19 protein-coding genes are annotated in these 22,699 nt (G+C 68.2%); 8 read left to right on the top strand and 11 right to left on the bottom strand.

The annotated features are described in order from the left end of the window. Positions 1-131: 131 nt before the first annotated feature. From ACOQPD_RS11730 to ACOQPD_RS11720, 3 genes are read right to left on the bottom strand one after another with little or no spacing between them, the layout of a single operon-like run. Complete coding sequence (locus ACOQPD_RS11730; RefSeq protein ID WP_420612137.1) at positions 132-1,043, bottom strand: formylglycine-generating enzyme family protein; 912 nt, start codon at positions 1,041-1,043, stop codon at positions 132-134. A 39-nt stretch (positions 1,044-1,082) separates the two neighbouring features. After that, the gene (locus ACOQPD_RS11725) at positions 1,083-2,324 is read right to left on the bottom strand and encodes an amidohydrolase family protein (protein ID WP_420612136.1); all 1,242 of its coding nucleotides are present in this window, start codon (positions 2,322-2,324) and stop codon (positions 1,083-1,085) included. Then, positions 2,321-3,373 carry a hypothetical protein gene (locus ACOQPD_RS11720; RefSeq protein ID WP_420612135.1) on the bottom strand — a complete coding sequence of 351 codons (1,053 nt, stop codon included), beginning with the start codon at positions 3,371-3,373 and terminating at the stop codon, positions 2,321-2,323. Before ACOQPD_RS11720 ends, ACOQPD_RS11725 begins: the two co-directional genes overlap by 4 nt. Between ACOQPD_RS11720 and ACOQPD_RS11715 the strand changes: the two genes are divergently transcribed. The 3 genes from ACOQPD_RS11715 (at position 3,354) to gap (ending at position 6,625) form a co-directional block, all read left to right on the top strand. After that, positions 3,354-4,508: a Gfo/Idh/MocA family protein gene (locus ACOQPD_RS11715; RefSeq protein ID WP_420612134.1), complete on the top strand. Its 1,155-nt coding sequence runs from the start codon at positions 3,354-3,356 to the stop codon at positions 4,506-4,508. The genes ACOQPD_RS11720 and ACOQPD_RS11715 overlap by 20 nt on opposite strands. Before the next feature lie 91 nt (positions 4,509-4,599). Further along, positions 4,600-5,604: a type I glyceraldehyde-3-phosphate dehydrogenase gene (locus ACOQPD_RS11710; RefSeq protein WP_420612133.1), complete on the top strand. Its 1,005-nt coding sequence runs from the start codon at positions 4,600-4,602 to the stop codon at positions 5,602-5,604. 1 nt (position 5,605) lies between these two features. Then, positions 5,606-6,625, top strand: a complete 1,020-nt coding sequence (gap, locus tag ACOQPD_RS11705) for a type I glyceraldehyde-3-phosphate dehydrogenase (protein WP_420612132.1) — start codon at positions 5,606-5,608, stop codon at positions 6,623-6,625. Positions 6,626-7,220: 595 nt separating this feature from the next. Here the strand turns inward: gap and ACOQPD_RS11700 are convergent. From ACOQPD_RS11700 to ACOQPD_RS11690, 3 genes are read right to left on the bottom strand one after another with little or no spacing between them, the layout of a single operon-like run. After that, positions 7,221-8,324 carry a mandelate racemase/muconate lactonizing enzyme family protein gene (locus ACOQPD_RS11700; RefSeq protein WP_420612131.1) on the bottom strand — a complete coding sequence of 368 codons (1,104 nt, stop codon included), beginning with the start codon at positions 8,322-8,324 and terminating at the stop codon, positions 7,221-7,223. A gap of 56 nt (positions 8,325-8,380) precedes the next feature. Further along, positions 8,381-9,703, bottom strand: coding sequence for an aspartate aminotransferase family protein (locus ACOQPD_RS11695; RefSeq protein ID WP_420612130.1), 1,323 nt, complete (start codon positions 9,701-9,703; stop codon positions 8,381-8,383). Next, complete coding sequence (locus ACOQPD_RS11690; RefSeq protein WP_420612129.1) at positions 9,700-12,153, bottom strand: FAD-dependent oxidoreductase; 2,454 nt, start codon at positions 12,151-12,153, stop codon at positions 9,700-9,702. The genes ACOQPD_RS11695 and ACOQPD_RS11690 overlap by 4 nt, the downstream gene beginning before the upstream one ends. Before the next feature lie 108 nt (positions 12,154-12,261). On the opposite strand from ACOQPD_RS11690, the gene ACOQPD_RS11685 reads away from it, so the two are divergent. The 3 genes from ACOQPD_RS11685 (at position 12,262) to ACOQPD_RS11675 (ending at position 15,918) form a co-directional block, all read left to right on the top strand. After that, positions 12,262-13,170 carry a MurR/RpiR family transcriptional regulator gene (locus tag ACOQPD_RS11685; protein ID WP_420612128.1) on the top strand — a complete coding sequence of 303 codons (909 nt, stop codon included), beginning with the start codon at positions 12,262-12,264 and terminating at the stop codon, positions 13,168-13,170. After that, positions 13,157-14,266 carry an aromatic ring-hydroxylating oxygenase subunit alpha gene (locus ACOQPD_RS11680; protein WP_420612127.1) on the top strand — a complete coding sequence of 370 codons (1,110 nt, stop codon included), beginning with the start codon at positions 13,157-13,159 and terminating at the stop codon, positions 14,264-14,266. Before ACOQPD_RS11685 ends, ACOQPD_RS11680 begins: the two co-directional genes overlap by 14 nt. Before the next feature lie 542 nt (positions 14,267-14,808). After that, a complete protein-coding gene (locus tag ACOQPD_RS11675) occupies positions 14,809-15,918 on the top strand; it encodes an NAD(P)/FAD-dependent oxidoreductase (protein ID WP_420612126.1) in 1,110 nt (369 codons plus the stop codon). 429 nt (positions 15,919-16,347) lie between these two features. On the opposite strand, the gene ACOQPD_RS11670 is transcribed toward ACOQPD_RS11675, so the two are convergent. After that, complete coding sequence (locus ACOQPD_RS11670) at positions 16,348-17,370, bottom strand: proline racemase family protein (protein WP_420612125.1); 1,023 nt, start codon at positions 17,368-17,370, stop codon at positions 16,348-16,350. 81 nt (positions 17,371-17,451) lie between these two features. Between ACOQPD_RS11670 and ACOQPD_RS11665 the strand changes: the two genes are divergently transcribed. Then, entirely contained in the window at positions 17,452-19,008 is a 1,557-nt protein-coding gene (locus ACOQPD_RS11665) for an aldehyde dehydrogenase family protein (RefSeq protein ID WP_420612123.1), read from the top strand. A gap of 39 nt (positions 19,009-19,047) precedes the next feature. On the opposite strand, the gene ACOQPD_RS11660 is transcribed toward ACOQPD_RS11665, so the two are convergent. Both ACOQPD_RS11660 and ACOQPD_RS11655 read right to left on the bottom strand, forming a co-directional pair. Then, on the bottom strand, positions 19,048-19,905 hold the full coding sequence (locus ACOQPD_RS11660) for an SIMPL domain-containing protein (protein WP_420612122.1): 858 nt from the start codon (positions 19,903-19,905) through the stop codon (positions 19,048-19,050). A gap of 118 nt (positions 19,906-20,023) precedes the next feature. Further along, positions 20,024-20,638: a hypothetical protein gene (locus tag ACOQPD_RS11655; protein ID WP_420612121.1), complete on the bottom strand. Its 615-nt coding sequence runs from the start codon at positions 20,636-20,638 to the stop codon at positions 20,024-20,026. A gap of 37 nt (positions 20,639-20,675) precedes the next feature. Between ACOQPD_RS11655 and ACOQPD_RS11650 the strand changes: the two genes are divergently transcribed. Then, the gene (locus tag ACOQPD_RS11650) at positions 20,676-20,903 is read left to right on the top strand and encodes a hypothetical protein (protein WP_420612120.1); all 228 of its coding nucleotides are present in this window, start codon (positions 20,676-20,678) and stop codon (positions 20,901-20,903) included. Between the two features lie 164 nt (positions 20,904-21,067). On the opposite strand, the gene ACOQPD_RS11645 is transcribed toward ACOQPD_RS11650, so the two are convergent. Further along, positions 21,068-22,249, bottom strand: a complete 1,182-nt coding sequence (locus ACOQPD_RS11645) for an NAD(P)/FAD-dependent oxidoreductase (RefSeq protein ID WP_420612119.1) — start codon at positions 22,247-22,249, stop codon at positions 21,068-21,070. Then, positions 22,249-22,458 carry a hypothetical protein gene (locus tag ACOQPD_RS11640; RefSeq protein ID WP_420612118.1) on the bottom strand — a complete coding sequence of 70 codons (210 nt, stop codon included), beginning with the start codon at positions 22,456-22,458 and terminating at the stop codon, positions 22,249-22,251. Before ACOQPD_RS11640 ends, ACOQPD_RS11645 begins: the two co-directional genes overlap by 1 nt. Positions 22,459-22,699: the final 241 nt, after the last annotated feature.

The raw sequence follows: 22,699 nt of genomic DNA, 5'->3' as shown, positions 1-22,699 counted from the left end.
GTGGTGGCGGCGGGGGCGGGGCCCGGTGCGGAGCACCGGTTTTTCGCGACTTTTGAACTTGAGGCAGAGAACACCGCATACTGCGCCCAGAACCTGAGGTTCGCCGGAGCGGGCGGGCCGGGGGGGTGGGTTCAGAGGGGCGAGGCGCAGCGGAAACCCAGGTGGCTGGCGGAGGTGTCGATGGTCTGGCGCTGGCGGGCGGCAGGGCGGTAGCGGAAACAGTACTGGATCGTGCACAGGTGGGATCCTCCCTTGATGGTACGGGCGGGGAAGGGGCCGGGCTCCCGGCTCGGCGCGGGTTGCTTGCTCCTGGGCGGGCCGCAGCATCGTGATCCGGCCGTCGGGGTCGCCTCTCTGTAGCGGGTGGAAGTCCACTCCCAGACGTTGCCGATCATGTCGGACAGGCCGTAGCCGTTGGGGGCGTAGGAGCCGACCGGGCTGGTCCGCGTCCAGCCGTCCAGCTCCGTGTTCTCGTGGGGGAACACGCCCTGCCACGTATTGGCCAGCGGCGCGGTCTCTTGGACGTCCTGATCCCCCCACGCGAACTCGGCGCCCTCGAGACCGCCCCGGGCGGCATACTCCCACTCGGCCTCGGACGGAAGGCGCCTGCCGGCCCAGCGGGCGAAGGCGACCGCGTCGGGATAGGCGACATGGACCACGGGATGATCCTCCAGACCGTCCAGGGAAGATCCGGGCCCCAGCGGCCGCTTCCAATCAGCGGCGGGCGTCCAGGCCCACCAGTTGCGGAAGTCCCGCAGGTCCACGGGTCCTTCCGTCATGCCGAACACCAGCGAACCCGGCACCAGGTCCTGCGGTCGAGCTCCCGGGTAAAGGGCCGGGTCGGGAGGTCGCTCGGCGAAGGTCATGTAGCCGGTGTCGGTGACGAACTCCATGAACATGCGGTTGGTCACCGGGCGGGCATCGATCCGGAACGGGTCCACCCGCACCATGCGGGCCGGGCGCTCCTCCGGGTAGTGCCGGTCGGATCCCATCAGAAACTCCCCGCCTGGGATCGGCACCATCTGTCGTTCAGGCGGCGCCATCAAGCCACCGGCCGGTCGCCGCCGCCGGAAATCCGAGGGCTAGGCGGACGAGCAACGTCCCTGGGTGTCCTTGTAGACACGGCCCCCCTTGATGACCGCCACGATCCGGTCGGGGTCGGCCAGCGCCCCGATCTCGTCGAGCGGCCGGCCCTCCACCAGGATCAGGTCCGCCTCCTTGCCGACCTCCACGGTGCCGATCCGGTCCTCCATGTAGAAGATCCGGGCGTTCACCCTGGTCGCGGTGGCGATGGCTTCCGCAGCGCCCATGAACCTGGCCTTGTTGGGCAGCTCCCGGCCCCGCCTGTCCTGGAGCGGACCGACGATGTCGGACCCGGAACCGACCCGGACCCCGGTCTCCCCCATTATCTCGATGCTCCGGCCCACCTCCGACTCCACCGCCTGGAGCTTGGCCAGCTGGGACGGGGTGAGCCCGGCCCGCTCCGGGTTCTCCAGCAGGTCGTACTTGACCGCCAGGGTCACCACCGCGAAGGCATCGGAGCTCACGATCCGGCGGGCGGCGTCCTCGTCCAGGATGCTGGCGTGCTCGATGGAGCGGATACCGGCCGCCAGTGCCCGTCGGATGGCGTCAGAGGTGTGGCAGTGGGCCAGCACGTAGGTGTGCCAGTCGGTGGCCGCCTCCACCGCGGCCCGGAGCTCCTCGTGGCTGAACTGGAGGCTGTCGAAGGGATCGGTCGGCGACAATACCCCGCCCGACCCGAACACCTTCACCTGCGTGGCGCCCTTGCGAAGCTGCTCGCGGGCCGCCCTGCGCACCTGGTCGGGACCGTCCACCACCTCGGGGGTGGCCGACAGGCCCGGAATGCTGCCGCGAGGGTGGGCGTGGTGATGAGCGTGCCTCAGGTCCCCGTGGCCGCCGGTCTGGGAGAGCACCGACCCCGACGGAAGGATGCGGGGACCGTCGATCTCGCCCCGTTCCACCAGCCGGGCCCAGTGCGGGTCCAGACCCCCCGCGTCCCGGACGGTGGTGAAGCCCTCCTGGAGGGTGTTCTCGATGACCCCGCGCACCGTGAACACGTAGTCGATCCAGGGCAGGTCGCCCACATCGCCCGCCGACGACACCAGGCCCATGTGGACATGGGCATCGGTGAGACCCGGCATCAGGGTCAGCCCGGTGGCGTCGATCACCTGATCCGGCGAGCTCCCCGCTCCGGGCCCGATCCCGCTGACCAGCGATTCCGACACGGCCACGTCCATGCCCGCCCGGGGGTCGGCGCCGGTGCAGTCGAGCAGTTCGGAGTTGCGGATTACGAGGCTGGTCATTCGCTGGGTCCTTCCTGGTAGTCGAGTCGGAGCTCGGGAATGACGAAGCTCCCCCGGTCGATGATCTGGCGGTCGTCCACCCAGATGGAGTGGTTGCGGGTGGGGATGTCGAAGTGGAACGGAGCCCGGTTCTCCCCCTTGAGGATTCTCACGAAGTTGGCGCCGAACGCGATGAGCATGTTGCCGTAGTAGCTCTCGGTGTCCATCACACCACCCGACTCCCAGAAGCGGAGACCGAGGGCGCTCCAGTTGGCCCGGTGCTCGTATCCCCACCCGATGTGGGACACGCCGTAGGAGCGCTTGTCCCTAGGCGACTCGAAGTGATCCCGGGCGAGCCGGGCGTCGGTTCCTCCCTCGATGGAGACGATGCTCCCCTCCCGGAGCTCCATCGTGACGGGGGACATGACGTAGCGGCCCAGGTTGAGCAGGCAGTCGCCCTCGTCCAGCACCAGGGTGCCCTCCGCCGAGTGCTCCAGCGGCGCCACCACGACCTGGCCCGAAGGCCAGTGATCCCAGCGTCCCGGCGTGTCGGTGTACCCGTACTGGGTCATCGCCGGGCGCCCCTCGTAGCTCAGAGTGAGATCGGTTCCGGCCTCGGACTCGATGTGCAAGGTGGTCCCGGCCGCCAGCAATGCTTCGCTGACCTCCGCCCGGCGCCGGATCTCGGGGATGGGGAACATGCGGCGGAGCATGTCCTCCGGCTCCAGGAGCATCAGCGTGCGCGCCCCGGCGTCGAGGGCCTCGTTGTGGGCGTCGCTGTAGATCCACTCGGTGGTGGCGGTCACCACCACCAGGTCGGATCCCTTCCAGGCATCGACGATCGCCCGTGATTTCATCCAGCTCTCGTCGGCGGCCACCACGATCTGGAAGTAGTCGGCGCCCAGCACTCGCGCCGCCGCCGCCAGCGCGATGCTGTACACCTGGTTGCTCATGGTGTCGGTGAACCCGAGCACCGTCTCGCCCGGCTGTACCTTGCACAGCTCCAGATGGTCCCGGAAGAGGGGGACCAGCTCCGCTCCGGCCGCCGCGGTGGTCGGGACTCGGCGCATCGGCACTGCCTTTCTCGGGACGCTGCGGGCGTATACTACGGTCGATGTTGAGGGCCTCCCTCCTTCGCTCGACCTCCTCCCTTCCTCCGGCGTGAGCCTCCGGTTCGGTCTGATCGGTACCGGCGGTGGCGGCCACCTCTTCGCCGGCGCACTTGCCGGACGGCCCGGGGGCGCCGAACTGGTGGCGGTCTGCTCCCGCAACCGGCGGAATGCGTCCGACTTCGGTTCCGGATACGGAGTGACCGAGGTCCACACCGATTGGCGCGACCTGATCCGGGCCGACATCGACGCGGTCTGCCTGGCCTCCCCCACCGGCGACCACGCCCGGATGGCTGTGGAGGCTGCGTCCCGGGGCCTGCACGTGCTCACCGAGAAGCCCATCGCCGCCACCGTGGCGGACGCAGACCGGATGATCGAGGCCTGTCACCAGGCCGGGGTGACGCTGGGTTGCATCTACATGTACCGCTTCCTGGATACCGCCCGCCGGATGAAAGATGCGGTCACCGGCGGCCTGATCGGCCGGCCCCTCATGGCGGAATGCAGCGGGCTGTTCTTCCGGGACCAGCCCTACTACGACTCCGGTGAATGGCGGGGCAAGTGGGAGTCCGAGGGGGGCGGGTCACTGGTCACCCAGACCAGCCACACGCTGGACCTGATGCTGTGGATGCTGGGTGACGTGGAGGAGGCGCTGGCCTTCTACAGCACCTCGCCGCTGCACCGGATCGAGGTGGAGGACATCACCGTAGGGGTGCTCCGGTTCGCCGGCGGCGCCCTGGCCACCCTGCTGAGCACCACCGCCGCCGTGCCTCCGCAGCCTCGCTACCTCACCGTCCGGGGCACCGAGGGAACGGTGCGTCTGGTCGATGACCGGCTGGACCGATGGGATGTGCCCGGAGGTCCTCCGCCGGAGATCGAGGCGCTGATGAAGGCCGGGCCGGTGGACCGGGGAGACACGCTGACCCAGGCCGGCTTCGCCGACTCCAGCCTGCACCACCTCCAGATGGAAGACTTCGTGGCGGCGGTCGCCGAGGGTCGCCCACCACTCGTGGACGGGCGGGAGGGTCGCCGCACCACCGCGGTGATGGAAGCCCTCTACGAATCCGCCCGCCGGGGCCGGGCGATCAGACCGGCCTGAGCCTTAGGGCGAGGTTCTTCGTGCCGGCGGCGCGACTTTGCCGACCGCACGGGCCTACACTCCACTGGCTGTCGAAGAACGGAGTGGCCGGGTGACGATCGGCCTTATGGGATTCGGCCGGATCGGGCGCAACGTGTTCCGCCAGATCAGCCGTGACGGGGAGACCCGCGTGGCCGCGATCGTCGACATCGCGGACCCGGAAGCGCTGGCATACCTGCTCAAGTACGACTCGATCTACGGCCCCTTCCCCGAGTCGGTGTCGCTCGAGGACGGCGCCCTGGTCGTCGGAGCCTCGCGCATCCCGCTGATCAACGGGGCCGAGCCGGGAGACGTGGACTGGGCTGCGCTCGGGGTGGAGACGGTCGTACAGGCCACGGGCAAGTTCCGTACGGCCGCATGGTGCAACCGGCATCTGGACGCCGGGGCCAGGAGGGTGATCCTCGCCTCGACACCGGAGGAGCCCGGCGATCTCCCACTGCTGCTGAGCGGCGTCACGGACGAAGTACTGGAAGACGGCCCGCCGGTGGTGGCGACAGGTTCCAATACTTCGAACGCGATGGCCCCGCTGATCCGGATACTCGACCGGCACTTCGGGATCGACCAGATGTTCTTCACCACCATTCACGCCTACACCAACCGCGCCCGGCTCGGCGACGTGCCGAGCGGCGGTTTCAGGGCCAGCCGGGCGGCGGGCGAGAACATCATCCCGGTCACCAGCAACACCGACGACATCCTCTCCGGCGTCTTCCCCCATCTGGCAGGGCGCATCTCCTCCAAGGCCCTCAACGTCCCCGTCGACGACGGATCGACCGTCGACGCGGTGACCCGCCTCCGGACCTCAGCCACCGCGACCCAGGTGAACGAGGCGGTAAGGGAGGCATGCCGCACCGGCTATCAGGGTGTTTTCGGCTTCACGGACGACCCGATCGTGTCGAGTGACGTGCGGGGGTCCACCTACTCGGGGATCTTCGACAGCCTGTCCACGATGGTGATCGGGGGCAACCTGTTGAAGACGATCGTCTGGTTCGACACCGGGTGGGGCTATGCGGCCCGCATCGTCGAACTGCTCCGCCGGTACCACTCCGGAGGGGCGTGACATGACCACGAGGGTTGCCATCAACGGCTTCGGCCGGATCGGGAGAGCAGTCCTGCGGATCATTCTCAGCCGCCCCTCCTCCCCCATCGAGGTGGTGGCGATCAACGATCTGGCCGACCACGAGGTCCTCGCCTACCTGCTCCGGCGCGACTCGGTGATGGGCACCCTGGAGAACAGGGTGACGGTGCGGGACGGGAGGATGACCGTGGGCGGTCACCACATCCTGATGGTGCGGGAGACCTCCCCGGCGGCCCTGCCCTGGCGCGATCTCGAGGTGGACGTGGTGATCGAATCCACGGGGGCCTTCCGTACCAGGGACCTGCTCGAGCAGCACCTGGAGGCCGGCGCCGGAAGAGTCCTGCTCACGGTGCCCGCCAAGGACCCCATCGACTCCACCGTCGTGCTCGGCGTCAACGAGGGCGATGTCGAGGCCACGGACCGGATCATCTCGAACGCATCCTGCACCACCAACTGCCTGGCCCCGGTCGCCAAGGTGCTCGACGACGAGTTCGGCATCGTGCGGGGTGTCATGACCACCGTCCACGCCTACACGAACGACCAGCGGCTGGCCGACGTGCCCCACAAGGACCTGCGCCGTTCGAGAGCGGCGACCGAGAACATAATCCCGACCTCGACCGGCGCCGCCCGGGCGGTCGGGACGGTGCTGCCGGCCGTCTCCGGAAAGCTGGACGGGATGGCCATGCGGGTACCCGTGCCCGACGGATCCCTCGTGGAGCTGGTGGCCGAGCTCTCAACCGAAGTGGACGCCGGAGCCGTGAACGGAGCGATGCGCCGCGCAGCCCGCGGCCCGATGCGGAACGTCCTGCAGTATTCGGAGGAACCGCTGGTGTCATCCGACATAATCGGGAACGCCCACTCCTCCATCTTCGACGCCGGCGGGACCGAGGTGCTCGGGGAACGGCTGGTCAAGGTCGTGTCCTGGTACGACAACGAGTGGGGATACTCCAGCCGGGTAGTAGACCTGATCGAGCTCCTCGGCACATTGCCCGCACCCGCCTAGCACTGAGTCGCCGCCCGGTTGCCGAGGAGGCCAGGGCCGGTATCCCAACGAGGTCCTGAATCCTGAGGTCCCCGCTCGCTGGTGACTCGCCCTGAGGAATCCCGAGGTCAGCGCCAGGGAGGTGCCTGTCCCCCGACCCCCCGCTTGCTGGACCCATCCGCACAAGGGGGTTGTTCGTGTCACGCCCACGCTTTATGTTGTTTGGTAACCGTAAGCACCTGCGGCTCAGCTACGACGTCGACCGGGCCGTGAGAGGGAACATATTTGTCGAGCGGCCCCGTCCGGGGGCATGGGAGGACGCGCTCGAACCATGGTGGTGGCGGTGGGGGAGGGCCCGGCGGGCGGGGCCGGGTCGCCGCGATTTTCGCGTTCTTTCTCGAGACCCGGCACAACCAGGGGGATGATGGAAGACGGGCAGTTGGCCCGATGGTCGGCAACGAAACCCCCGGTAGAAGCATCGCGGGCGAAACTATCTCCCTCCTTTCTGCGCCTGCCAGGAGGGTACGGAAAGATGTCCAGTTGGCCCGGAATCCGGTAATAACACCCCAGGTCAGAGCATCACAGGCCGCCTGTCCCCGTCCTTTTCAGCACCCTGCTAGCCAACCACCAGCAACGGCCTTCCCAGTGCCTCGCGATCGGGTTCGGCGCCGAGACCGGGGGCTTCTGGAGCGCGGGTGACGCCGCCGAGGTTGCGCGCTCCTCCGATGATCGGATCCACCGTGATCATGTCGTGGCAGAACCAGGTGCCCCGCTGGTAACGGGCCGGGGTGGCTTGGGCAAGATGGACCGCCGCGGTGTCGGCGAGAGCGGTCCCGCCGGTGTCCTCGATGTTCATCCTCATGCCGGTCTGCACGCAGAAGTCGCGGATCCGCCTGGCCTTGGTCAGCCCGCCTACCCGGTTGAGCTTCAGCCCGATCCCCTCGCAGGCCCGGTCCTGGTGGGCCCGGAGCAGGTCGGCGTAGGTATGGATGATCTCGTCGAGGAGGATGGGTTGGCGGGTGGCGCGCCGCACTTGGAGGCACTCGCCGTAGGTCGCGCACGGTTGCTCGAAGTAGGCGTCGACCCCCTCCGTAGCCTGCATGACCCGGATGGCCTGGTCCGGAATCCAGGAGCGGTTGGCGTCGATGGTCAGGGAACTCCCCGCCGGCATGCGCTCCGCCAGGTACCGGATCCGCTCGATGTCCTCCGCCACGTTCGATCCGACCTTGGCCGAGTGGACGGTGTAGCCCTTGGCGTCGAAGCGCTCGATGGTTCGCAACATCTCTGGGGGGTCGGCGGTCGGGATGGAGGACTGGATGGTTACATCGCCGGGCTGGCGGCCTCCGAGCAGTTCGCAGACCGGCAGTCCGGTGGCCTTCCCGAGGATGTCCCAGCAGGCGATGTCGATGGCCGACTTCACGTAGGGATGCCCCGGCAGGGCGGTGTCCATCACGGAGTTGACCACGTCGGTGCGGCGAGGGTCCTGTCCGATCAGGGTGGGCCCGAGCTCGTCGATGCCGGCGCGAATTCCCTTCGGGAAAGCGGGAAGGTAGGTCGATCCCCACGGGCACGCCTCGCCCCAGCCGGACACTCCTTCGTCGGTGTCGATCCTGACCATCGTCGAATCGAGCTGCTCGAAGCGGAGCCGCCCACCCTGGAGTTCGTAGGGTCGCCGCAACGGCAGCGTCATTCCGAACGCGGCTATGCGGACGATCCTCATGAGCTCTTCCCGCCGGTTCTCATGTCGTCCACGGTTCCGGGATCATCGGCCGCCCCTCATCCCGGCCCGCAGGCCCGGTCCCGGGTTCCGGCCAGTTCATGGCAGGCCCGGTCCAGGGCGCGGGCGGTCATCTCGAAGTGCTCGTCCGAATGGACCGGGCTCACGAAGCGCCGTAGTCCGGGTATCACGTTGATCCCGTTGGCGAGGAGCGCCCGGTCGAGGCGGCGGTTGGCCTCCTGGTCGGAGGACAGGAGGTCGGCGTAGCGCTCCGGAGGCCGGTCGATGTGGAGGATCTGCCACAGGGACCCGGCCGCCGCCACCATGGCCCTGCGGCCGTGGGCCTCGAGTACATCGGTCAGATGGCGGGACAGGCGCCGGGTGCGATCCGCCAGATCCTCGTAGAAGCCCGGCCTTCGGAGTAGCTCGAGGGTGGCCAGCCCGGCAGCTGCGGCCAGGGGGTTGCCATGGAACGTGCCCGATGTGTAGACGAAGCGAGGCGTTCCCTTCAACCTCGGGCTGGTCCGGTCGATGAGGTCGGCCCGCCCGGCCACGCATGACAGCGTACCCCCTCCCCCGATGATCTTGCCGAAGGCCGCCAGGTCCGGTGTCACGCCGAAGTAGCCCTGGGCGCCCTGGTAGGACAGCCGGAATCCGGTAACCACCTCGTCGAATATCAGCAGCAGCCCGTGCCGGTCGCAGAAGCGCCGCAGCCCTTCGAGGAATCCGGGCAGGGGCGGGATGATCCGCTGGACGGGCTCGGCGATGATTCCCGCCACCCGGTCCAGCACGGGGGTCACCAGCCGCTCGAGGGCTTCGAGGTCGTTGTAGGGGACCACCAGCATGGTGTCCCGCACCGGTCCCGGAGTCCCGGCGGTGAACGGCTTTCCGGTCGGGTAATCGGCCGTGGTCGGGGAGGCGACCGCGATCCCGGCGTAGTCGTGGTTGCCGTGGAACCCTCCTTCGAACTTCACTATCAGGTCACGGCCGGTGACCGCCCGGGCCAGGCGCATCGAGTAGGCGGTGGCCTCGGAGCCGGTGGTCGCGAAGACTATGCGCTCGGCGCACGGGATCGCATCCACCAGCTGGGACGCCAACTCGATCGCCACATCGGTCAGAGCGCCGTACTGGTGCATGGTGCGCCCGGCCTGCCTGACAACCGCCTCCACGACGGCCGGGTGCTGGTGGCCCAGGATCAGCGCACCCGCACCGGTCACGTAGTCGAGATACCGGTTGCCATCGGTATCGGTTATGTACGGGCCCGACGCCGAGGCCACGGCGAAACGGGGACCTACCACGTTCGCGTTGGCGCCCAGTGCTCCGGCGGGCAGGAACGACTCGGCGCGGGCCGGATCGGCCGGGAGTCCGTGCCGGGTGCTCATCGGCGCGGCCGGATCGCTTCCGGATCCCAGACGGGACCGTCCAGAACCGTGGCCCGGGTCGGACTACCCAGCACTGCCACCTCCAGGGCCGTTCCCGGGACGTCCAGGCCCGGATCCACGTATGCCCAAGCCAGGCTACGGCCCGTGGTGTGTCCGTAGCCGGTGGTGGTCACCACCCCGACCCGCCGACCTTCCATGAAGACACCCTCCCCGCCGAGTGGATCCGCATCCGTGGCATTCACATCCAGCAAAGCTAGCTTCCAGCGCGGCATCTCCCGGTTGGCGGCCAGGGCCTCGTAGCCGATGTAGGCCTTCTTGGCCTGATCGACGTACCTCATCAGGCCGGCCTCGTACGCGGTCACCTCCTGGGTCATGTCGGCCGAGACCCGGTAGGCCTTCTCCATGCGCATCGAGTTGAGGGCCTCGGATCCGAACACACCCGTACCATGCGACGCGCCCGAGCGGGCAACGGCGTCGAACACGGCCGGAAGGTCCTCCATCGCCATGTGGAGTTCCCATCCGAGTTCTCCGGTGAACGACAGGCGGAGCGCCAGGGTCCGGACTTCGCCGATGTCGATCGAACGCGCCGACAGCCATCCTCCGCCCTCGTTGGACAGGTCGGCGCCGGTGAGCGGTTGCAGCACTTCCCGGCTTCCGGGTCCGGCCACGGCCAGCACTCCGAGACCGGCCGAACGGTTGGTGATGCTGACCCGTTCCGGGCCGTCGGGACCGAGCCCCCGACCCTCCCGGCCGTCGAGGACGTGGTGACGCATCCAGTCGAGGAATCGCAGCTCCCCGACCGCCGCGCCCACCAGGTAGAAGCGGTCCTCGGCCAGGCGGGCGGCGGTGAACTCGGCCTCCACCATCCCGTGATCCGTGAGCATGTACATCAGCCCGATCCTGCCCACCTGGGGGAGCCGGCTCGGCGAGAGGCGGTCCAGGAAGGCGGCCGCGTCGGGGCCGGCGATCTCGAACTTGGAAAAGGCAGTCAGGTCGGCCACCCCCGCCCCTTCCCGCACGGCCAGCACCTCGCCGGCGACCGTCCCGAACCAGCGAGCCCTCCGGAAGGAGTGATGATGCCGGGCCACCTCCCCGTCGGGGGCGAACCAGCGAGGTCTCTCCCATCCGAAGACCTCCTCGAACACCGCTCCTCGCCGCGCCATCCGGCCGTGGAGCGCAGAGGTCTTGTGCGGACGTCCGGCGGGACGGTCGAGATCGGGAAACGGGACCTCGTGACGGAGCAGGTAGTCCTCGTGGGCCTTGACCCGGTTGTACTCCGGCGTGGCGAAGTGGCCGAACCGGGACGGATCGAAGGCCCGCAGGTTGATGGCCGGAGCGCCCCGCACCATCCAGATGGCCAGCTGGCGGGTCGCCCCGGGACCCCAGGAGATGCCCACCTGCACTCCCGTGCAGTACCAGTAGTTGATGAGACCCGGCGCCGGGCCCAGCAACATGTTGCCGTCGGGAGGATGGGTGATCGCTCCGTGGACCTCCTTGACGATGCCTGCGTCGGCAAGGACCGGGACCCGTTCGAAGGCGGCCTCGAGCCATGGCGCCACCCGGTCGTACTCCGGGGGGAAGAGGTGATGGTCCGCATCCCACGGCGTACCGTCCTCCCACACCGAACGCGGATCCGCCTTCTCGTAGATGCCGATGAGCCCAGCCCGGCGCTCCATCCGGATGTACCCGGACACATGCGTGTCCTCCCGTAGAACCGGCAGCTCTCCGTCCAGACCGGCGAAGGCCGGAACCTCCTCCGTGACGAAGTACTGGTGGGTCATGGGTATCACAGGCAGGTCCACCGCCGGTCCTGCCCATGCCGCCACCTGCCGGGCGTAGGTGCCGGAGGCGTTTACCAACTGGTCGCAAACGTAGGATCCGCCCTCGGTCTCCACCCTCCAGCGGCCGCCGGGGAGTGGGACGGTTCCGGTGACCCTGGTGTTGCGCCTGATGGAGGCGCCCCTCCGGCGGGCGCCCTCCGCGAAGGCGAACACCGCCCCGGCGGGATCCACATGGCCGTCGTCCGGCGTGTGGAGGGCCCCGAGGACGCCGTCGAGGTTGCAGAACGGATGGAGTTCGGCGATCCGTCCCGTGGAGACAACCTCCATGCGGTTGCCGATCCCGCGACCCACCGACACCGTGTAGCGCAACCAGTCCATCTCTTCGTCCCGCACGGCCAGGCGCAGCGAGCCCGGCTGGTGCCAGCTGACCGACCGGCCGGTCTCCGCTTCCAACTCCGCGTACTTGCGGGTCCCGTACCGTGTCATCCACGCCAGGCCATAGCTCGAGGTGGAATGGGTGATCTGGCCGGCCGCGTGCCAGGTCGATCCGGAGGCCAGCTCGCCCTTCTCCAGCAGGAGGCAGTCCGCCCAGCCCTCGACAGCCAGGTGGTACAGGAGGGAGGTACCCATGATCCCCCCTCCGATGATGATCACCCGGGCGTCAGCCATCTTGCAGCGGCCCTACGCCCAGCGGATCGATGGCGAAGGGTGGTGGGGGCGCCCGGCGGTGGCAACGTGCCGCAGGGCCTGTCTGGTACACTTGTATGAGCTTACATGATGAATCGTACACTTGTACCAACCCCCGACGCCGGGCTAGGCACCCTCTTGCAAGACATGGGTTCGGCCATCGGGGACATGGCGCCGCAGGTCCGCAAGGCGACCGCATTCGTGCTCGACCATCCCGACGAGGTCGGGTTCGCAACCGTGCGGGAGCTGGCCGGCCTGGCCGACGTGCATCCGAACACCCTGGTCCGCATGGCCCGCGCACTGGGCTTCGAGGGATTCGACGACTTCCGGGAGCGTTTCCGGATCGAAATGAGGTCGCGCAGCCCGTTCCGCGACCGCGCCGTGTCCCTGCAGTCGATGGCCGACGATGGGCTCCCCGACCTGTACGCCGAGATAGCTGACGTCACGCTCCGGAATGTGGAGCGGATGTTCGGCGTCACCTCCGCCCCGGAGCTACGAGCGATCGCCGATCACATCGTCTGTTCCCGGCGCACCTACGTGATCGGGGTGGGCGCCAACTACGCCCTGGCTCACAACTTCGTGTATCTGGCCGGGATGGCTGTGGACAATGTGGTGGCGGTCCCCGGTGACGGGAACGTTCCGATGGACGGCATCGTGAAGGCCGGACCCGCCGACGTGGTGGTGGCGATGACCTTCGCCCCCTACCGGACTGAAGTCGTCGATGCGACGGATGCGGCCCGCCGCCAGGGTGCCCGGGTCGTGGCCATCACCGACAGCCACGGCTCTCCAATCGCTCCCGGCGCCGACCATCTCATCCTCGCCCCGAGCGCCACACCCCAGTTCTTCCCCTCCACGCTGGCGGCCGCCGCCGCGCTCGAGACTCTGGTCTCCTTCATCGTTGCCGATGCCCCGCCGGACGTGGTGGCGGCCATAGACCTGATGCATAAGCGCAGATACGATCTGGGCGTCTACTGGAGGCCGGACCGTGGAAGCCACTGACTGCTCCCCCTACATCCGACCGCAGCGCGGCATGGAACCGTTCGTGTACCTGGACGCCGAGCTGTTCGGTCTCGAGCAGCGCAGGGTCCTGTCATCGACCTGGCAGTACGGATGCCACGTGTCGGATCTCGACCGGCCGGGCAGCTACGTCACCTTCGAGATCGCCGGCGAGTCCTTGTTCGCGGTCAAGGACCCGGAAGGGACGATCCGCACCTTCTACAACGTATGCATGCATCGGGGCCACCGCCTGCTCGACGGGAGCGGTGTCCGTCCCAAGCTGGTCTGCCCGTACCATCTGTGGACCTACCGGCTGGACGGCCGTCTCGACCATGCCCCCCACGCGCAGGGCAGGCCCGGATTCGATCCCGGTGGGATATGCCTCACCGAGGTGTTGACCGAGGACCTCTGGGGCTTCCTCTTCGTGAACCTGGACCGCGACGCGAGCCCCATGGACGTGACCTATCCCGGCGTCCGGGAAGCGCTCGGAGAGTTCCTGCCCTCCATCGAGCGGATGCGGCCGCTCGAACGCCGGTGGTTCACAGCCGAGTCGAACTGGAAGGTGGCGGTCGAGAACTACAACGAGTGCTACCACTGCCGGTCGGCTCATCCGTCCTTCTCCAAGGGAGTGGTGCTGCCCGAGACATACACCATCCGGCCGGTCGGCCAATCCCTGCAGCACCGCGCCGAGAGCTCCCCCGACCAGTACTACGAGATCGACTACGAGGCCTCCCCGCACGCCGCCGACTACCGGTCCTTCTACCTGTGGCCGCTCTTCTCGTTCCAGGTCTACCCGGGGCCGGTGCTCAATACCTTCTGCTGGCGGCCCGCGTCGGTGGACCGGACCCCGTTCTTCCGGGAGTGGTTCAGCCTCGACGGTGAAGATTCGCCGACCGTGGCCCGCGTGGCGGACGAGGATGCCCGCACCACCGTGGCGGAGGATCTGGCGCTGATGCGTTCGGTGCAATGTGGCCTGTCCAGCCGGGGATACCGCCCGGGACCCCTGGTCATCGATCCTGACATGGGACTCAACAGCGAGCACACGGTGGCCGCTATCAAGGCCTGGTACCAGGAGGCGATGGGCCCGTCTGTCCAGTAGTCGCCGGATGCCTGTTGAGGATCTCGGCGGACGCCATCCCTTCCGATGGTTCGGTACCGCGATCCCGCGCCATGATCCCGCGCCATCGGAGAACGCGAAAAACGCCGGAACACGCCCCTCCCGGCGGGCCCATCCCCCAGCCACCACCTCCTTCGGTCCGAACGCGACCCGTCATCCCCCGACGGGGGTCCGCTCCCGAATTGATCCCAACTCCGGTCCCCTCGACGTCGAATAGCTGAGAACCGGGGGTGCTTGTGACTACCGGACAGTATGCGGCGGGCCTGTGACAAGTTCAACCCCCTTGTTCCGGTGCTATTCGATACTTGAGGCTGAGAGCACCGCAGACGGTGCGAGGAACCTCAGGAACAGGGCACCACAAGCGGTGCCACGAGCCTCAGGAACAGAGCACTACCGCCCGACGCCACCGGGAGCTGACCGGAACCACCTCTCCGCAAGACCTGCGATGACCGATGGACCCCGGTACCGTCTGCGGTCAGGCGCCGAGGAGCGCCGGGCGGCGCACCCATGGACCCGGAGCGGATATGGCAGAACTTCCTTCATCCGCCGCGGTGGTGGTCATCGGTGGCGGCATCATGGGCACATCCGCCGCCTACCACCTGGCTGCCGCAGGGGTGAAGGTTGTCGTGCTGGAGCGGGACACGATAGGTTCCGGCTCCACCGGAAAGGCCGCCGGCGGCTTCCGGGCGCAGTTCTCGGACGAACTGAACGTCCGGATGGCAGTCGAGAACATCCGCCGGCTCGAGAGGTTCGAAGCTGAGTTCGGGACCGGCATCGATCTCAAGCAGCACGGCTACCTGTTCCTGCTCCGCGAATCCGAGGTGGACACCTTCAGCCGTGCGGTATCCCTGCAGAGGTCGCTCGGGGTTCCGTCGGAACTGATCACCGCCGAGGCTGCGCTCGACATGGTGCCGGGAATCCGCACACACGACGTGGCAGCGGCCACCTTCTGCCCTTGGGACGGCACATGTACGCCGGAGTCGGTGGCGCTCGGCTACGCACGGGCCGCCTCCCGCCACGGCGCCGCCATCGTCCAGGGTTGTGAGGTGACCACGATCGTCATGTCGAACGGGCGGATACGGGGGGTGTCCACCGCGGACGGGTTCGTCTCGGCCCCCGAAGTGGTGCTGACCGCAGGGGTGTGGAGCCCCCGGCTGGCGGCGCCGCTCGGTATCCGCATGCCGGTGCGGCCGGTCAAGCGCCACATCTGGCTGACCAGGGGCTCGGACCCCTTCCCGCTCCGGTTGCCGCTGGTGATCGACTTCGCCACCGGCTTCTACTTCCACCGGGAGGCGAAGGGACTGGCCATGGGCGGGAGGGCGCAGACGATCGAGGACCTGGCGCCGGCCGTCATCAACCGGGCGCCGGCCCTGATCGAGATGGAAGTGACCCACAACTGGTGGGGGTACTACGCCGTGACCCCCGACAACAACGCCATCATCGGTACCGCTCCGGGGATAGACCGGCTGCATTACGCCACCGGTTTCAGCGGGCACGGATTCCAGCAGGGACCGGTGGTGGGAGAACACCTCTCGGAGCTGGTCCTCGGCTCCGAACCGACCTTCGACCTGTCCCCATTCGACATGGAACGCTTCGAGACCGGGCAGGTCCTTCCGGAAACCGCGGTCATCTGACCGGACTCGCGGCGTCATCTTCCGGCGTCGATTACACAGAGCCCGGCGCCCAGCCCGAAGAACGCGAAAACACAGCCGGAAACACTCCGAGCACCCGAGTAAGAACGCGAAAAACGGCGGGACACGCCCCTCCCCAGCGGGCCCATCCCCCAGCCACCACCTCCTTCGATCCGGGCGCGTTCCCGCCATCCCCGGCCGGGGCGCTCCCGGATTGATCCCGACTCCGGTCCGCTGGACGTCCATAGCAGCCGACCGGTGGTGCTTGTGACTGCCGGACAGTATGCGACGGGTCTGTGACAAGTTCAACCCCCTTGTCGGGGCTTCAGGCCCGCGTCACGCAGGAGTGCTCCGGGGCGCGGCACGCGGCCAGGCTCAGGACTCTGACAGCAGGGGGTGGTAGGCAGCGGGTCAGGGCCCGGCAGCGGGCAGCTAGTCGCCACCGGCGGCGGGGAGGAGGAACCCGGCGCCCAGGGGGTCGTCGCTGTCGAGGACCAGCTCGTTGAAGCCGGTGAGGTAGGCGGAACCGGTGATCGTGGGGATGATCGCCCGGCGTCCGGCAACCTCCGTCTCGGCCTGGATCGTGCCGGTGAACATCGTGTTGAGGACGCTCTCGTGGACGAAGGTGTCCCCCACGGCCAGTTCCCCCCTCGCGAAGTGCCAGGCCATGCGGGCGCAGCACCCGGTCCCGCAGGGGGAGCGGTCGAAACCCAGACCCGTGGAGGTGGCCAGGTTCTGCCCGTCCGCTCCAGGGCTCGACGGCGGTCCCACATAGAGCAGTTGGTCGACCCGTCCCGGCGTTCCCGGCGGCCGGCCGGTACGCTCGCCGAGCACCCGGTTGACCTCCAGCCGGATCCGGTGGCTGAGCGCCACGAGGCCGGGCACCGACTCCACCGCGATCGGCACACCGGTCTGCTCCACCCTCACCAGGGCGAACCAGATCCCGCCGAATGCGATGTCCACACAGAAGGTCCGGCCGCCGACCTCCACCTCCAGCCCGGTGACCGCCACCCAGGACGGCACTCCCCGGAACCTCACCGAGCGGACCTTCCCCCCGTCCACCCGCGCCTCGGCCCTGACCAGGCCGCTCAAGGTCTCCACCACCACCTCGGTAGCCGGTTCCCGAGCCGGGATCCGCTCCGTCTCCAGGAGGGTGGTGACCGTGCCGATCAGGGCGTGCCCGCACATGGTGAGGGATCCGAGGGCGGAGAGGATCAATACGGATAGGTCGGCATCGGGATGGAGCGGCGGCAGCGGCAGGACGGCATGCCAGGGCGCGTGGCCCCGCGGCTCGCCGACCAGCAACCTGATCAGGTCGGCATGGTCAGCCAGGAGGTCCGCTTCCTTCTCCGGCAGGGAGGGGCCCGCCAGCTCCGGGAAGCCTCCTACCACCACCCTGGTGGGCTCCCCGGCCGTGTGGGAGTCGACCACGCGCACGCGGCGGGCGAATGTCATCCGGCGGAATTGGGATCGAGGCGGCGCATGCTAGATTTTCGGGGCTCCCTCTCCGGCTATTCGCTCAAAGGAAAATACACCATGGGAAAGATCACCTATGCCACGATGTCGGCGGACGACCCGGCACTCCATCAGGCCTACGAGGAGGGTCTCGCCGCCGCGAGCGATCAGATCGGGCAGACGCACCCGCTGCTGATCGACGGCGAGAAGCGGTACACCGCCGAGACCTACACCGAACGTTCCCCTATCGACTCCGAACTGGTGGTGGGTGTCTACTCCCAGGCTTCCGATGACGATGTGGACGATGCCGTGGCGGCGGCCCGCGCCTTCCAACCCCAGTGGGAGGCGACGCCCTGGCAGGAGCGGGTGGCCATCATCCGGCGGGCGGCCGACATCCTGGACGAGGAGACCCCTGTCCTGGCCGGCTTCCTGAGCCTCGAGATCGGGAAAAACCGGCTCGAGGCGCTGGGGGACGTATCCGAGGCGGTCGCCTTCGCCAACTACTACTGCGACCGCCTGGACGAGGCCGGGGGAATGGAAACGGCCATGGGCCAGTACGGGGTGGGGGACACCAACCATTCGGTACTGCGCCCCTGGGGAGTGTGGGCGATCATCTCCCCCTTCAACTTCCCGATGGCGCTGGTGGCCAGCCCCACATCGGCAGCGCTCCTTACCGGCAACACCGTGGTCCTCAAGCCGTCCAACACCGGCGCCCTGGGATCGCTGCTGCTTGCCGACATCTACTACCGGGCCGGGTTGCCCACCGGCGCCCTGCAGGTGGTGACCGGCGGCGACGAGGCCGGGGACCGGCTCGCCCATCACGATCACGTGGACGGGGTCACGTTCACCGGCTCCTATGACGTAGGCATGTACCTCTACCGGACGGTGGCCGCCGGCCGTCCCAAGCCGGTGGTATGCGAGATGGGCGGGAAGAACCCGGCCGTGGTCACGGCCAGCGCCGACCTCGAACTGGCCGCGGAGGGGGTGATGAGGGCCGCCTTCGGCCTGTCGGGGCAGAAGTGCTCGGCCAACTCCCGCGTCTACGTGGAAAGGCCCGCCTACCAGGAGTTCGTCAACCTGCTCGCCGGCAAGACCGGCGAGCTACAAGTCGGCGACCCGCGCCGGCGCGACACCTTCGTGGGACCCGTCATCGACCGGGACGCGGTCGACCGCTTCCGGTCGGCGGTGGACGCCGTGAAGGAAGCGGGGGGCGAGATCCTTTCCGGCGGCGAGGTCGTGACGGACGGGGACCTGGAGCGGGGAAACTTCGTCCAGCCCACCGTCGTGACCGCGCCGGAGGAGACCTGGATCTGGGAGAAGGAACTGTTCGTGCCCTTCGTGGCCGTGACTCCGGTGGACTCCCTGGACGAAGGCATCGACAAGGCCAACGACACCGTCTTCGGGCTCACCGCCGGAGTATTCGCCGGCAGCGACGAGGAGGTGAACCGGTTCTTCCAGCGCATCCAGGCCGGAGTGGTCTACGCCAACCGCCGGGCCGGGTCCACCACCGGGGCGTGGCCGGACATCCAGCCCTTCGGCGGCTGGAAGGGCTCGGGCACCTCGGGAGCCGGCAGCGGCGGCCCCTGGTACATGCGCTCCTACGTGCGGGAACAAGCCCGCACCGTGATCCAGGAGTAGTCCGACCCGTTCCCACCTACCGGCGGCGCTCGAAGACCGCTATGACTTGGGTCGTAGCTCGAAGACCATCGAGACCCGGGATGTAACCACCTCGGCGCCTCCGAACACGGGCGTGGGCTCCGATGCCGCCTCCGCCGCCGGCGAATCGTCCCCCGAGAACCTCTCGACTGCGTAGGGATCGAATCCGGCACCCGGGGTGATCCTGACGATCCGCACGATCTCGTAACCCATGTGTCCGGCGATGGCCCGGGCGATCGCCTGGGCATCGTCGATGGCATCGAGCAGGGCAAGCCGCTCGAACTCGGCGCGGCGGGAGACGGTGAAGTCCAACCCGTCGAAGCGGACGTTGTCTCCCCCGCTCGTGATGACCATATCGACCAGCCCGCCGGCGAACCCCGTGCCGCGGATGGCGATCGACAGCCGGTTCTCGTAGCGGAAGCCGCGCGATACCCGGCCCTGTTCGGTCCAGTCGAACTCCTCCTCGATGCGGATGCCCACCGTCTGCAGTCCGTTCGGGGAGATGCAGGTCGGCGGCGTCGTGTGATCCGCGCCCTCGGGCTCCGTCTTCGTGCAGTTCTCGGCGACCGCGTCAGCGATGGCCTGGACCGACCGGTTCCCGTCCGAAACCGCGGTGATGAGCGAGTCACGCAACACGCTCACCGTGAACCGGCCGAAGGCTCCGTCGTAGCTGACGCTGCGCCTGCCGACGCCCTCCACCGCCAGCTCGGTCAGCTCCTCCTTGACCTCGGCGGGCGTGGCCGACGCGCCGCCGTCGCCATCTTCCGCGCGCGCCGAGGGCAGGAGCGCGGGTGCGCTGACCAGGGCCAGCACGATGAGCGCCACCAGCCCCGCCATGACCATTCGGGACACCCCCGGACTATGTATCGCTTCTCTCATGTCCATCCTCCAGATCGTTGCCGGCGGGCGCTCGACCAAGTCGATGCTCGATTCCCAAGTCTTCGAAACCTAGCCGGTGGCTATCCCTAGCAGCGGGGTATCCTGGAACGGACACTGCTCATCCACGTACCGGAACGGACTTGCGGCTGATCCCATCGGTCATAGCTATGGCGCTCGTCGCAGGCGCGGTCATGGCCTGCGGCGGAGACGCCACCGGTACCGCCACCAGCCCGCCCACGGACAGCCCGACCACCACCGTAGGGCGTACGGAGGCGACCGTCCGGAGCACTTCCCAGCCACCCGGTACCACCACCACCACCTCGCTCGCCGCCACCGAACCCGAGACCGCTTCTACCACCTCGGCGACCACCTCATCCACCGCGGCCGATGTGACCTCCGATGAGACGCCCGCCACCACCGAGCCGTCCACCACCACGACCGCGGCAGCCGAGACCGCAACGACCACCACCACCGAAGCGCCGACCACGACCACCACCGAGGCACCGGCGACGACCACCACGACGGAAGCGTCCCCCACGACGACCACCACTGAGGCACCGGCGACGACCACGACCACGGTGGCGATCTCCGGTGACGTGCCCGACATCGAGATGTTCGACGCGGCCACCGGAGATCTGGTCAGCCTGCGATCAGTCGTCAAGGGCGAGAAGCCCTTGATGTTCTGGTTCTGGTCCCCGTTCTGAGAGACGTGCCGGGAGGAAGCCCCGGCCATCGAGCGGTTCGCTCGGCAGAACTCCAACCGCCTTACCGTGATCGGAGTAGGCGGTATCGGCACCCTCGAGGCGGCGCAGGAATTCGTGGTCACCAAGGGTGTGATGTTCACGGCGCTCTGGAGCGAGTCACGCGACGCCTGGGATCACTACGGAATGAACAGCACCTCCGACTTCATGCTCCTCGACAGGTTCGGCAACCGCCTGACCGAAGCCGCCCCCTATGCCGAGGACCTCGTCGAGCAGCTACTGGATGACCTCGCCTGAGCCTGTCCGAGATGGGCGCAAACCCGTGCACCGGGGGTGACCGCCGGAACTCGAGGAACACCGCACCACCAGCGGCGCCACCAACCTGAGGAACAGGGCACCGCTGGTGGTGCCTGGTGCATTAAGTTCGGGCCGTCATGGCACGAAGCTGCCGGATATCAGGCCTAGATCTGGTCCAGGCTCCGCTTCACGAAGGTCCGGTCGAGGGCGAAGGGGGAATCCTCCAGCCGGCCGGTGATCAGGTCGGCCAGGATGCGGCCCCCCGCCGGGGAGCACATTATGCCGTGCCCCGAGTAGCCGCTGTTGACCCACAGACCAGCGATGGAAGCCTGCCCGATCAGGGGGCGGTGGTCGGGACTCATCACGTACTGTCCCGAGTGGACCATCCAGGAGAGCTCTCCCTGATTCCAGGCCTCGCCCCAGAAAGGACTGACCCGGGCGGCCGCGTCCGGACTGGAGGGATCCAGCACCCTGAACGCCATGCCGGAGCTGGGAGGGACATCCTCCACGGGCTCCCTCCCCGGCCCACGAGGCGCGGCGTCCAGCAACGCGGCGCCCGCCAGGGCGGGACGCCAGTGCGTGCCCGTGTCGTCATCGATGGTCATGGGAGCGTCGGGCGGCACCCGCGCCAGGTCGGGCACCACCACCTTGTGGCGGGGCTTCACCTCCAACGGCAATGCCACCCCGAGGAGAGCGGCCAACTCGGCGGTGAAGGGTCCGGCGGCTATCACCACCTGCTCGGCCCGGAGATGACCCCTATTAGTGCCGACTTCGAAGCCTCCCGAGGGATGCTCCCGGAGCGACACCACCCGGCACGAAACGTGGAGAGGGGCGCCCGACGCCCGTAACAGCCCGAGGGTCAGGGGCCTGGGGTCAGCGAAGCCGTCATCCGCCCGGTAGCGTGCACTCACCACCTCAGGGCTCAGGTAGGGGAACCTGCGCCTGGCCTCGTCCCCATCCAGGATCTCGATGTCGGTCTGCCCCCAGGAATGCTGACGGGCCACCAGCCGGCCCTGCTCCGCAGCCCTGTCCTCGGACGTGGTCGCCCAGAGGTACCCCGGCTGCCTGATCGCCAGCGGCGCCGCGTCCTGGCCGGCGATCTCCGAGAAGTTCAGGATCAGGTCGACCGTCTCCCGCACCAGCTCGGTCTCCTCCCGGTTGTCGAACTGCAGCCGGAAGGCCCCGGTGGAGGCCGGAGTGGTGAGCGAAGCGGGAACCGGCCGGGCCTCGAGAACCACCGGCGACATCCCGGCCCGGGCCGCCCAGAACGCCGTGGACGCGCCCACGATCCCGGCGCCGATGATCACCAACTCCGCACCGGCGGGAAGGTCCCTATTGGCGGCCATCAGCGAGCGGGTGCCACTCTTATGAGCACGAATTCATCCCACCGGTCCAATGCGCGCCGTAGCTTGTTGGACGCTTCGTCGCGGTCGGGCTCGCGTTCGTCCCGATCGATCCTGCGGGCGCGTATTTCTTCGATCGTATTGTCGTCGGCGTAGAGAGATCCTCTGTCGTCGCGGGATCCCTCAAGAGCGTTGAGGATCGGGGGGATCATGTTGTCGACGTCAGGGAGCTTGTTACGGGGGGCTTCCCGCTGAGGTAGAAGTCGATCCGGACGCGGAGCGGACGATCTCCGAGAAACGCGGCGTCGCTTGGCACGGCTTTCCGGACACTCTCCTTCCAACTGGCCTTGCTGTCGCTGGGGGCACTTTGCGCCGCCGGTCTCCCTTCCACGGGGAACTCGATTGGGTCAACCATTCGCCGCTCTCCTCGACCGATTCGCAGGGCCAGAATAG

Source organism: Candidatus Spongiisocius sp., from assembly GCF_965221825.1.
Classification (GTDB): domain Bacteria; phylum Actinomycetota; class Acidimicrobiia; order Spongiisociales; family Spongiisociaceae; genus Spongiisocius.
The sequence above is the reverse complement of the archived record's forward strand: the minus strand, read 5'-3'. Positions and strand labels throughout refer to the sequence as shown.